10 protein-coding genes, 2 tRNA genes and 2 rRNA genes are annotated in these 12,154 nt (G+C 37.7%); 2 read left to right on the plus strand and 12 right to left on the minus strand.

The annotated features are described in order from the left end of the window. Nucleotides 1–224: 224 nt before the first annotated feature. From PQ474_RS24820 to PQ474_RS24840, 5 genes are all read right to left on the minus strand, one after another. A tRNA-Ser gene (locus PQ474_RS24820) sits at nt 225–317 on the minus strand. A gap of 8 nt (nt 318–325) precedes the next feature. Continuing rightward, nucleotides 326–401: transfer RNA gene (locus PQ474_RS24825), tRNA-Ala, on the minus strand. Between the two features lie 379 nt (nt 402–780). Continuing rightward, nucleotides 781–2,286, minus strand: a complete 1,506-nt coding sequence (locus tag PQ474_RS24830) for a histidine kinase dimerization/phospho-acceptor domain-containing protein (protein WP_273848258.1) — start codon at nt 2,284–2,286, stop codon at nt 781–783. Nucleotides 2,287–2,593: 307 nt separating this feature from the next. Then, entirely contained in the window at nt 2,594–6,280 is a 3,687-nt protein-coding gene (pelA, locus tag PQ474_RS24835) for a pectate lyase (RefSeq protein WP_273848259.1), read from the minus strand. A 209-nt stretch (nt 6,281–6,489) separates the two neighbouring features. Further along, a complete protein-coding gene (locus tag PQ474_RS24840) occupies nt 6,490–7,293 on the minus strand; it encodes a rhamnogalacturonan acetylesterase (RefSeq protein WP_390186751.1) in 804 nt (267 codons plus the stop codon). Between the two features lie 433 nt (nt 7,294–7,726). Between PQ474_RS24840 and PQ474_RS24845 the strand changes: the two genes are divergently transcribed. Continuing rightward, nucleotides 7,727–8,611 carry a helix-turn-helix transcriptional regulator gene (locus PQ474_RS24845; RefSeq protein WP_273848260.1) on the plus strand — a complete coding sequence of 295 codons (885 nt, stop codon included), beginning with the start codon at nt 7,727–7,729 and terminating at the stop codon, nt 8,609–8,611. 64 nt (nt 8,612–8,675) lie between these two features. Here PQ474_RS24845 and rrf (PQ474_RS26810) read toward each other — a convergent pair. Then, nucleotides 8,676–8,791 (minus strand): 5S ribosomal RNA (rrf, locus tag PQ474_RS26810). A 129-nt stretch (nt 8,792–8,920) separates the two neighbouring features. Here rrf (PQ474_RS26810) and PQ474_RS24850 point away from each other — a divergent pair. Beyond that, on the plus strand, nt 8,921–9,361 hold the full coding sequence (locus PQ474_RS24850) for a cupredoxin domain-containing protein (protein WP_273848262.1): 441 nt from the start codon (nt 8,921–8,923) through the stop codon (nt 9,359–9,361). Between the two features lie 130 nt (nt 9,362–9,491). On the opposite strand, the gene PQ474_RS24855 is transcribed toward PQ474_RS24850, so the two are convergent. The 6 genes from PQ474_RS24855 to rrf (PQ474_RS26815) form a co-directional block, all read right to left on the minus strand. Beyond that, complete coding sequence (locus PQ474_RS24855; RefSeq protein ID WP_273848263.1) at nt 9,492–9,608, minus strand: DUF6254 family protein; 117 nt, start codon at nt 9,606–9,608, stop codon at nt 9,492–9,494. A gap of 249 nt (nt 9,609–9,857) precedes the next feature. Further along, nucleotides 9,858–10,208, minus strand: a complete 351-nt coding sequence (locus tag PQ474_RS24860) for a hypothetical protein (RefSeq protein WP_273848264.1) — start codon at nt 10,206–10,208, stop codon at nt 9,858–9,860. A 57-nt stretch (nt 10,209–10,265) separates the two neighbouring features. Next, nucleotides 10,266–10,442, minus strand: coding sequence for a hypothetical protein (locus tag PQ474_RS24865; RefSeq protein ID WP_273848265.1), 177 nt, complete (start codon nt 10,440–10,442; stop codon nt 10,266–10,268). 113 nt (nt 10,443–10,555) lie between these two features. Next, nucleotides 10,556–10,924: a hypothetical protein gene (locus PQ474_RS24870; RefSeq protein WP_273848267.1), complete on the minus strand. Its 369-nt coding sequence runs from the start codon at nt 10,922–10,924 to the stop codon at nt 10,556–10,558. After that, entirely contained in the window at nt 10,896–11,687 is a 792-nt protein-coding gene (locus tag PQ474_RS24875; RefSeq protein ID WP_273848268.1) for a hypothetical protein, read from the minus strand. Before PQ474_RS24875 ends, PQ474_RS24870 begins: the two co-directional genes overlap by 29 nt. A 393-nt stretch (nt 11,688–12,080) precedes the next feature. Beyond that, a 5S ribosomal RNA gene (gene rrf / locus PQ474_RS26815) occupies nt 12,081–12,154 on the minus strand; the annotation flags it as partial.

A 12,154-nucleotide genomic window follows, 5' to 3' on the forward strand; every position in this document is an offset into this window, starting at 1 on the left:
GCGGGGGGCGGATTTGAACCACCGACCTTCGGGTTATGAGCCCGACGAGCTACCAGACTGCTCCACCCCGCGTCGTTATAAAGTATTTAGATGATGTTATTTCAATGAAGAAACATCTTCCTCTTCTAGTACTCCAAGAAGTTAATGCGTCAATGTCACTCGAAGCTTATTCAACGATCTGTTGCTCGTTGCTCCACCCCGCGTCGTTACAAAAAAATCAAAAATGGAGGAGGAAGAGGGATTCGAACCCCCGCGCGGTTTGACCCGCCTGTCGGTTTTCAAGACCGATCCCTTCAGCCAGACTTGGGTATTCCTCCGAATATTTTGGTGGAGCCTAGCGGGATCGAACCGCTGACCTCCTGCGTGCAAGGCAGGCGCTCTCCCAGCTGAGCTAAGGCCCCAAATAAATGTCTCTTGGCTAACGTGATTAATCCGTATCGCCACCAACAATTAATACTATATCACACAATTTAATTCCACGCAACTATTTTTATAAACTTTTTTCTGATTTATTTTAAAGCATACGCTTGGAATAAATAATTTATCATACTCTTCATCCTATATCAATATATTTCACGAGAAAATTAACTTAAGTAGCTATTCGCTTTAAGTGATTCAATCATTTAAAGCCCCTATGAATTTCACAGGCATTCCAACTCCTCGTAATTCTCTTAAGTTTTAAAGCATAAATGACTCTTCCTACGTGCCATTTGAGAAAGGCTGGTTTACATATGCTTGAGTGTTATCTTAAACAACTTAAAAAAGACAATCAAAAACAGTTTAATACGCACACGACAAATAGAAGGCATTCCCAATAGCTCGAATTAAAATGTTTGACGAATAATTAGCACGGATGAGCGGGATAATTTCTTCAATTACATCATCTAAATTAGCCTTTTTCATATTCAAACTAGGTTTAGCTAACATCAACATATCTTGAGCAATGATATTAATACGTTCAATTTCTTTTAATAAAAGTGACATGTGATATTTATTACGATCTCTTTCCGTGAACTCAATAGCCATTAATTGTATAAATCCTCGAATAACAGATAAAGGATTTTTTATCTCATGAGTAGCTCTTGATGCTAATTCACCAGCCAATGCTAACTTTTCTGTACGAAGGATTCTTTTTTCTAATTGATCCATTTCAGACACATCAACAAATTGAAAATTTCTACCGATTATCTTTTCTTTATCATCGACCAAAGGAGATTGGGACACCAAAAACATTTTAACTTTATCCAATGTCTTAAATGATACTTTTTTTGTTTGGAAAAATTTCTTAGAACAAAACAAATTCCAAAACTCAGTATTTACTTCACAAGTAACTTTTTCTTTGCAAACTCTTTTTATTTCTACCTCATCTAATCTAGTTAACTCTATTGCCTTCCAATTTAATTCAATTTCACTGTTTTGATTATGCACCGTAATAATACCTATTGGGATAGAAGCTAAAATTTGTTCCCGAAACAACTTCTCATTTGACAGTTTTTGAAATGATTCATGTAAACTTAGCGACATTTGATTAATAGATTCTGTCAACTTCCTAAATTCATACTGTTCATCCGAAACAGTAGCTAACCCATATTCACCATTCGAAATACGTCCTACATTACTAACAAGTAGATCTATATGTTGATAAATTCGTTTAAAGAATTGAGACGTTATCAAATATAGGACAATTAATGAAACGAATCCTGCTACACTGATCAGTTTAGATTGCCGGTTTAAAGGTTGGCTCATTTCACCATAGTCAAAAGCAATATAAATAACCTGACCGTCCTCTGTAGGAAGAAACATTTTATACAACTTCTTTCCGTTAACCTGTTGTATATATGATGTCTTCTTAGGATCAGTAGTCATACTTTCTAAAACTTTTATGTCCTCTTCATTTTTAAACTCAAATGTACCATGCACAACTTTTTTTAATGGAGGATATAATTCGTTCTCTAATGATGGATCAACAAAAACCTTCGGATCTAAAATAGCAACTTCTTCTAAATAGGAATTGTCCGTTTTCATCTTTGCAATGGAAGAGCTAGGCCCTACTTTATTTATAAATTGATCAACTTCTTCTACTTCAATAAAGGGATTGATTATATACGAAGAGCCAGGGGGATGATAATAACTATATTTGAAAAAAACTGGTTCATTTTGGTGTGATCCGGACTGAGCGATAGGAAGAACAATTATATTTTCATCGATTAAAGTTGCTCCCTCTATAGCGACTTTCCTTCCCTTGCCATCACCTGATGAGATTCTTACAATCGACTCTATTAACATTAGGCTAATACGTTTAGATTATATCATGCAACAACTCAAAGCTTGCTAGAATTGTAAAATAAACAATGAGTAATGAGTCTTAATCCAAAACAATCATCATTCACATTAATAGAATGATGGTCGTTTAATTATTAGTTATTACAATAGGACATTCATTACAGAATAATCTATCCAGGATTAGTTAGTCTATACTCTCTCAATCGAAAGTAATCTTACAGGTTTTACTTAATACCGAAACAAGAGACAAAATGCCTGTACCTCGCTTTTAAAAGCGAGGTACAGGCATTTTTTTCACAAAAGTTCTCTTTTATTTCTTTCCTTTCTTATCTTGCGTTTCTTCATCTATAACTGTTGGATCCCACCCTTTGAGTACATTTGGTACCGTCCATTGTTCTGCTTCCTCATCTGTCAGTTGTCTTCTTGATTCATTAATGATAGCCCCAGGACCATGGTTTTTATATTCAAATAACCTCGCATCTTCTGGCTGTAGACCACTCATTTGTGTCCAGCCTAAAGGATGGATATGTTCTCCAAGCTCACTGTTCATAAACACGACACTGCCAATAGCATTTGGATTTCCTCCAGCCGGCCATGGTCTTCCCAAATAAACAGTACCAGCAGGAGCATCACTGGTTAATTTACTATCTTTGATCAGCATACCGAATGGATCTGTTATTAACGTACTGGCTGCCGTAACATAACCATTATTCGTAGACGAACCACGATCCAATGAATGGATGTGTGATTCCTCAATCACAACACGAGCCGCCCCGAAAATAAAGTCCACATCCCCTTCAATATAACATTGATAAAAATACTGACTTCCAGAGTGTGTATATAATGTATCTTGGTTGCCGATGAATCTTATGTTTTTAAAGTACATGCGGTCTCCGCTCGCATATACAGCAACGGCTTGTTTTCCACTAACATCTGTTGAGCTTTCATCAAACGAATTTTCAAACGTGAGATTTTCAGCTCTAAAATCACTTGCACGCAAGTACACACTCGCACTTCCGCTCGTACCTAACGTTCCCCCACCTCCATTATCTTTCCCTGCATAATTATCATAGGTAATAATGGTGTCAGTTGCACTTTCCCCAATCAGCGTAATAAAAGGCTTATCATTAGAAATCGTAACAACTTCTTTATAAACACCGTTCTTCACATAAATCGTAACAGGAACTGTATTAGAACTAGGAACCGCATCAATCGCTTCTTGAATGGTTGTATAATCTCCGCTTCCATCCTTAGCAACGGTCAGATGGCTTTCAATCTCTTCCATTTTCTTCGTTACACTCCCAACTTGGTGAATATCATCTAGTTTTAACGTTTTACCTTGTCGATCTACCGACTTTGTTTGAACGACCTTAACAAACACTTTATCCGTAAAGTTCCCTGTTGATTGAGAAACGGCTAATAACTGTTGTGCCCAATGTCCACCCCATGCATAACCGTTCCGTCTTTCTTCTTCAATTTCTAAGATATTATATTTCTTTACGCCATCACGACCTGAGAAGATTCCTTTATTCGTACCAACCTCATAAAATCTGTACCACGCGACAGAGTTGGGATCTTCAACAAAATAAATGTTATTAGGATCCCCACTAACATAGCGAGTGCCTTCAAGCTTCACCTCATCAAACCAATTTAATGCACCTACTATAGCCTGCTTAATCTCTTCCGTTTGATTTGGTCTTGACATTAAAAATCTTACGATGCCTACTGATTCTGAGCCAGAAATAGAAGGAAGTTCATAGCTCCGCCCCATTTGCGGTTCATACGTACTGGGATCATGCTGCGCACACCATGCAGTTAATTTTCCATCTACTTCGATTTGAGCATTCAATATATAATCGATTCCTTTTTCAAGCGATTCCTCCAGCTTACTGTAGTATTGTTCATCCATTAAATCAGTCTCAAAAGGATATCTTTTGTTTAATACGTCATCCATTAATTCCAAAACGTTAATCATTGCTTCGTCATTAAACGTCACATAATTCGAATAGTATACGTTCGAATTTGGAGTTCCACGTTTTGGATAAACTTGCGGAAAGCCTCCTGTTGGATACTGCATCTTGAGAAGAAAGTCAAAACCTTTTTTAACACTTTCTTTATATCGTTCATCTCCTGTTTCTTGATACACTTGAGACAGAAATAAAATTTCTTTAATCGTTGCGTCATTATCAATCGTACCAAGTTCCTCTCCATTTACTCCAAATTGCGTCGAACGAGGCTCGGAACCATCCCACTTTCGAGCATATTCTTGTTCCATCGCCTTAGTCCACCCACCGTGGTCCATTTGCCAAGAAATAAGGTTATCAGCTTTTTGTTTTGCTGCGTCAAGGTCTCCTGCAAATTGAACTGGCTGTTTATTTGCTCGATATTCTGCATTCTCATCCCACTCATCTAAACTATGCATAATCATTACCGTTTGGCCAAATTTATTTGTACCAATTGCCGCTTTATCAATACGCAATTTTTTAAAATCTAGTGATAATGTAGCCCACTCCTTTGTCGGTACAACAACATCAATATCATTGAAATCGAATTCCTCAAAATAGCTGTCTAATGTTACAGCGATTAAGTTGTTGGTAACCGTATGGGCACTTAAAATGGTTACCTGTTTATTTGCATGCTCAGTTGCAATACGATTAACTAGATCCCTAGCGGCTTCCCAAGTTACTTTAGAGCCAGGAGCTTTATAAAGCTGATTTGAAATCTGTAAATTTCTTAGGATCGTAAAGATATCTCTCTTTGTTAGCTCCTCTTCCGGCTTCATTTCACCTTTATGATCTTCAAGCCCCTTCATATAGCCAGCCTCTTTGGCCGCTTCTAGTACATAGGAATACCACTCATCTAATGAAACTTCCCACACTTTGTTTTCAAGGGTAAGATTTTTAAACTTTTCTTCCTTCCTAAACCCAAAAGCGTCGTTTATTAATGACATAAACTCGATTCTTGTTATAAGTTGGTCATCACTTACAGCCTCTTCATTTACTAGAATTCCTAATTCGTTTAGTTGTTTCAATTGTAAGCCACTAAGCACTTCTGTTAATTCAACAGCTTCCACATCAACAGATGCACTTTCAGAAGCATTTGCCGTATTATGAATACGTAAATGATCTAGATTGGCGCCACCATTCGCAGCGTTTCCAGTAGCACGGATGACATTTTCCCCTTCACTAAGATGCGCTTGTGTGGATGAGTAAACCCACACTGCCCAACCACCTGATGGATCAAACGCCAATTCCGGCTCTACCACTTCTCCGTTTACGCTGATCTCCTTTGGACGCAAATCCGTTCCACCATGGGCATATCTAAAATCTAGATTGTACATGCCGGCAACAGGCATATCTACGACCCATTCAATCCAACCACCTGGTGCGTTTGGTACATAGTCGACAAATCCTGTACCTGTATAACCTATATGTTTATTATCAATGATGGCAGCTTCAAAATTTGCTTCTTCTGCCTCAAATACTTTATCAAATTCCATTGTCACTCTAAGATGATCTATGTTTGCACCACCGCTTCCACCTAGTGCAGTTGCTCTAATTACGTTTTCACCTGCTTGTAAGGTTGCTTTCATCGATGTATATTCCCAACTTGCCCATCCTCCCGTTGGATCAAAGGCTAAGTCTGAGTTTACTTCCGTATCATTGACTATTATTTCTTTTGGTCGTAAATCCGTTCCACCATGGGCATACCTAAAGTCCAAGACATACTCTCCATCAACATGGACATTAACAGTCCATTCAATCCAGCCGCCTGGAGCATTAGGGACATAATCAACAAATCCTGATCCTGTGTACCCTTGATGTTTATTATCGATAATAGCAGCTTCTAGCTTAGCCTCTTCAGCTTCGTATATTCCCGTTTCGTTTTCTAAATGGGCCGCTTGAATCTGGCTAAATGGTGTAACCGTTGACATGATACTCATGATGATAATGAGAAAAACAAAAGCTGAATTCCAAATTCGTTTCCCTTTTTTCATTTTGTACCCCTTTCCAAATTGTTCATTTTTTATCGATTGTTCTCGATGATTACTGGTTCCCTTTGCAATTTTATAGATGAAAAATCAGATACCCAACCACTAAGACCATTTTCTATTCATCATTAAGAAAATAACACTGCTTTAAATTTACAACGTTGTTATTACGAAGAATAGTAAACTATATTGTATGGTTATTCATTTGCGGTTTGTTATTTTGAAATCAAATGACTATGAAGATACTTAAGTTGCAATTTCTTAATATCTTCAGCAACCAATTGAGCAATTAATCTAGCTCCATTCTCTTGAAAATGAGTGTTATCTTGAACACCGTTAGGATAGTTTTCGTGTTCACCCGCCTCAATCCATAGAAACACATTTTTCGTTCCTTCTGGTCCAATTTCCTCATACATTTCCTTACTTTTCTCCGTTAAATCAATAACTGGTACATTCAATTCTTCACCAAGCTCTTTCATAGCTTTTGGGTAGTCCCCGAGAGAATCCCTAGCTTGCCCGTCATCTGTAAAACGTCTTCGTTCCACTGACGTTACTAGGACGGGAATGGCTCCCTTGACATAAGCACCATCAATATATTGCTTTAAATAACTTTTATAAGTTGTATAAGGCTCTGTGTACCTGCTCGGATCATCGTCTTTCTGATCATTATGACCAAACTGAATAAAAAGGTAGTCACCCTTTTCAATCTCATTAAGAACTACGGTCAATCTACCTTCATCAATAAAGCTTTTTGAACTTCTACCGGATGTTGCATGATTTTTCACCGCGATCTTCTTGTCAAACAACTCCCCAAAAACTTGCCCCCAGCCAGCTCTTGGTGCCAAACTGCTTGCATAATTGGAAGCTGTAGAATCACCTACAACATAAATGGATCTCTTATTTTTGTCATGATCTGATTTTTCTTTTTCCTGGGTCATTGTCGCAAAAGCGGTAACCGTGCTTAAAGCTATGAATATAGGAAAAATAGCGATACACAACAAAGATAACTTCTTTCTCATTTTTCCGTCCCCTCCTTATCTTAGATAAAACACTCTAGTTTAATATTCTTTTAAAAAACGAAAGTATGAACCTGATAGACAACCTCATTACCGAACCTTTTTGGTACTCATAGAAAGATTTGAGTAAATCACTTAGAAGAAATACTTTTTCTTACTCTCTAATAACAAAAGCGTTTTCACAGTAATGAACACTCCCACCTCTTTCCAAATGACTATTTAACATGTATTACTTTGTATGCATTGATAAATTTAACACGAAAGTTTAAGATATTCTTATGATTTTTTGTCTTTTTCTTACATCCAGATGTCTTGTAAATAAAAAATACTCAATTTTTATTAGATTCTCAAAAATCTATAGAAATGATCAACCCCTAAAATGAAAACGGTTACTATTCGTAGTGAAATTATTAACTTTTTAAAGAGGTGAAACACCATGATGACTACCGTTAACGAGAAGTACAGTATAGAAAACGAATCCTTCTCCATACAATACTTAAACTTAAAAGGGAAATTCAACATGGCGAAAAGTCACCATCATTCTTACTATGAAATTTTTTATTTACTCGAAGGGGAACGAACCTATTTAATTAATAACAAAGAATATAAAGCACAGAAAGGTGATCTAGTAATCATTAATCCTCATGATTCTCATCATACGACTAGTACAGATGTCCCAAACTTTGAACGAATTGTCATTTACTTTAAGCCTGAATTCATCCTCCCACAATGCGAGGAACTAGCAGATACGCTTTTCCCATTAGCGCAAGGTTCACAGCTGCTAAGGTTCCCCTTAAAGGATCAGCAAGCTATCGATCAAATCATTCGCGAGATATTGGCGGAATGTAGCCAACAGGAATCAGGATATGAACCTTGCGTTAAGTCAACCTTAACCCTTCTACTCGTCCGTATCTATCGCCTACTCAATCAAGCGGATCAAGACATTCAAGATCACACACATCCAATGTTTGATAAAATTCAAGAAATTACCTCCTACATTAAAAGACACTACCACGATGACATTAAATTAGAAGACATTGCTAAAAATTTTTACATAAGCTCTTCCTATTTAAGCAGGACTTTTAAGAAGGTCACAGGTTTCGGGTTCCGTGAATATTTAATGGAGATTAGATTGAATGAGGCTAAAAAACGATTACGTGAGACTCAAGAAAAAACGTTAACAATTGCTGAACAGGTTGGATTTTCGAACGCCTCTCACTTTAACATGGCGTTTAAGAAGCTGGTAGGCGTTACCCCCATACAATACCGTAAAAAGTCACAAGACACTTTCTCAAATAATCACAATTCTAGCCATCATTAAATGTGATGGCTCTAGATTTCCCTATTATAGATATAAAAAAACTCCTCTTAACGGAATGCTTTCTATTTGCCACACATCCTACTCTCATAGGAAGAAGACCCAAACTACCTTCGGCACAAAGGAGCTAACGACCGTGTTCGATAAGGGAACACGTGTGGTCTCTTCGTTATCGCCAGCAAACTAATTTATTGAACATCGGATTACCTCCAATGCCCCCCTTTTTCTCTGTTCTTTCAACATTTATTAGACAAGTTTGTTAGGGTTGTCTGCATATAAATGAATAAGACCTAAACTATTGGAGGAAACTTTATGAAATTTGTTGTCATAAGAAAAAAATGGCTCGTCTTGATGGTTCTTGGTATAATGATTGGCTTATATTTTTATGTATTAGAACCACAAGCAACCACTGTGATCAATCAACCAAATGAAAAAGAATTTGACATTCATATGGTAACAGGCGAATTCAAGACGAAAACAGACGATGGGAAAGAATTAGAGGCTTACCGCTGGGATCCTGGAACCATTTATATTCCCAAAGGACAAAAAGTAAAGCTAAACATCTTTGGGGTAAACGGAAAAGAGCATCCTTTTGTCATTGAAGGAACCGATGTTTCTGGAACCGTACGTAAAGGCGAAGAGACCGTCTTACATCTTCAATTTGATGAAGAAGGAATTTACCGATTAATTTGTACGGCACATGCAACAGTTGAGGATAATGGACCGATGATTGCCTATATCGTTGTTAAATAATCAACAGCGTATACTTAGATTGCAACGAAATTCCTTATGCTACTATAAAAGTGCCTATAATAACAGAGATCTGGCACAAACAACACTTTAAACAAAGATAACCCACCCACAGGCAGGTTATCTTTGTTCCCTATTCTTTTTTCGTTTCATCAGCTAGCTTCTTTAATGACTTTATCTTTCCATGAGGGTTTTGCGCTTCTTTGCGCGCTCGAAATTGACGATCTTCTTGTGATTTTGATTGAGTCATTGCAGCTCTACTTCCTTTGTATATGAATTTGGTATTGCCTTTTTATTTTGTAAAAAAATTTCAGAAATATACAGTTCAACCTGATCCTTTGTAAACGGTCATGAGACGGTTAAAGCGTATAAAAAACACAACTTTTGGATTGTGCTGCATGAACAACGGAAATCCAGGAAAGAGAACAGCTCTCACGGGGTTGTGTTAACTTCAAAAAAACAAATAAAAAAGGTTGAGGGAATCCCCTTTCAATCCCAGTTATTCCGTATGATGATGATCTTTATGCATGTGATCCGTATGAATGGGATTGTTCGTGTTATAGGAAGATCCAAATACGACCATCATAAACATAGCAACAGTTATACACGAAATAAGTATAGATAGACTCTTAATTTGCATGCCACTAGGTTGAGGTTCTTTGACTATACCCGCTTCTTGTTTGATCGATTTACTCAGTAATAACAGAGCAATAAAAAAGATAACAAGTAAGGTGATACTTACTATATATATAGATTTAACAGGCAGCATCTCTCCCATCATTGCTCCCATTAATCCACCCATCACTCCCCCCATGACACCTTCAAGGATGGTCATCGTATTAAAGAGCATTCCTATTATAACTCCTGCTCCAATTCCAATAATCATCGCAAGTATAGAATTTACAGTCTAGCTTTGGTTAAGGGCAAGGATCGTCCCAGCAATCAGACCTGTCATTGATCCTATAATCATCGTTGCCATCATACCAGTTGTGCAAGAAATTTTTTCACGTAACGGGTATATGAATTGAAAAGTTTTTAAAATAAATAAGCTTATAATAGCTATCATCATTACTTGTATGATCATATTCATATCCTCCTTCTTAATTGAATCTTCATAAAGACATTACTTAATTTGATAAAACGGGTAGCCTACTAAGAAGCTACCCGATAATCATTCATTCTCTCGTTACTTAATTTTTATTCGTGATGACCTCCACAAGAGCATGAATCGTGTGAATTTGGAACCTTCCAGAGTGGATTATTACAATATTTAGGATCCGCACCTACCATACTCATAAATAGAGGATGGTAATTTTCACAAATATTTAGCTCTGTCATAACCCAATCCTCAGGATCTCTTGCATAGTGCTCCCAGTAATCCCCTCCCATATTTAAACCAGGGACAGCAGGGATCCATGATTCTGATAACAATAAAGCTGGATCACCAAACCGAGAAGCCAGCTTACGAATTTCCGGATCATCCAAAGCCAATAAATGTCCATCCCTGATGACCGTTTCTGTTCCTCCTCCCACCATTTCACAAGAGATGAACATGCCAATGACCAACAGGAAGACCCATTTTTGCTGCCTCTCGTTCGACTGCACTTGAAATAATCGTTCCAAACCCTAAATGAATAACACCACTACGCATTCGCTCATACAGACAATTTAACCAACCTTTGAGAAATCCTCGTCTTGGACGGTGAATATGCGGATTCGTTCCAATTGATGCTTCCCACCAACGAAAGAGTCCTTTATTTGGAGAACCAGGATACTGCAGGTGATCCGTTTCAGCTTTTAATTTACGAAGCTTATCCCCGTACTCACCACCCTCGTTGATCTCAGTAATCATTCCCTTATCAACCTTCATCTGAATCCAAGGTACAGGACCGATGTGGTTACTCGTCCCAGCGATTACACCCGTTGCATCCTCCTTAGGAAGATACATCCACGGTCTACCTAATACGTGTCCAGGCAAGTACGTTTTCCCAAATTCCTCGTTCCCTCCCCAGAACTTACTAACTAAATCTGGATGGAAAAATTCACGATTTTCATCATAGTATTCATCATAATTCGTATAACTGATATCCGTACCTTCTGGATCTGTGATACGAATTCTTTTTGCTTTTCTAATTTTATCCCACGTCCACTTATCAATAGCCTCGATAATTTCATATGGGATCGTATGAGCTGGCGAAGCTGTTAATTCAGGTGTAATAAAAGGCATCCGTTGAATCTTGACACGGTTAGCTCTTAAAACCGGTCCCCCGTACCCCCAAAGGAGTTTATCATATTTATTTTCCTTTTCGATTTCTTCCCATTCATCCATCCACTCTGCAAGCTCTTTCGTTCGGGCTAAGTAGTACTCAACTCATGATATCGGAATGACCATAGTCCCAAAATCAGCAATAAACCTGATCCCGAACACCGACCTGGTATTTAAAGAAATCATAAATCCATCTATTATGGCTAGACCCTCTGCCCTAATATGGTTAAAAGAACGTTACCTCTCCTCCACATCAAGAAGGTTCATGGAATATTTCCCAATGGATAAATCCAACATTGAAGCATCACCTAAGTAAGTATGTATCTTGATAACGTACCGTTTCAATAAGTTGTACACTTAAATAATTTTACATCATTCTAGCCCTATTGTTAAAAAAGTTTCTGAAAATATCTTAACGGACAAAAAAAAGACAACCCTATCGGATTGTCTTTTTTTGCCTGGCAACGTCCTACTCTCACAGGGGGAAGCCCCCAACTACCATCGGCGCAGAAGAGCTTAACGACCGTGTT

Source organism: Halalkalibacter alkalisediminis (genome assembly GCF_028610705.1).
GTDB lineage: Bacteria > Bacillota > Bacilli > Bacillales > Bacillaceae_D > Halalkalibacter > Halalkalibacter alkalisediminis.

Bases quoted from the DNA above. Each gene is read 5' to 3' on its own strand.
- PQ474_RS24830 (WP_273848258.1), bottom strand. From the start codon at position 2,286: ATGTTAATAGAGTCGATTGTAAGAATCTCATCAGGTGATGGCAAGGGA.
- PQ474_RS24875 (WP_273848268.1), bottom strand. From the start codon at position 11,687: ATGGATGAATGGGAAGAAATCGAAAAGGAAAATAAATATGATAAACTC.
- PQ474_RS24860 (WP_273848264.1), bottom strand. From the start codon at position 10,208: ATGCTCTTTAATACGATGACCATCCTTGAAGGTGTCATGGGGGGAGTG.
- PQ474_RS24845 (WP_273848260.1), top strand. From the start codon at position 7,727: ATGATGACTACCGTTAACGAGAAGTACAGTATAGAAAACGAATCCTTC.
- PQ474_RS24855 (WP_273848263.1), bottom strand. From the start codon at position 9,608: ATGACTCAATCAAAATCACAAGAAGATCGTCAATTTCGAGCGCGCAAA.
- pelA (WP_273848259.1), bottom strand. From the start codon at position 6,280: ATGAAAAAAGGGAAACGAATTTGGAATTCAGCTTTTGTTTTTCTCATT.
- PQ474_RS24840 (WP_390186751.1), bottom strand. From the start codon at position 7,293: ATGAGAAAGAAGTTATCTTTGTTGTGTATCGCTATTTTTCCTATATTC.
- PQ474_RS24850 (WP_273848262.1), top strand. From the start codon at position 8,921: ATGAAATTTGTTGTCATAAGAAAAAAATGGCTCGTCTTGATGGTTCTT.
- PQ474_RS24865 (WP_273848265.1), bottom strand. From the start codon at position 10,442: ATGATCATACAAGTAATGATGATAGCTATTATAAGCTTATTTATTTTA.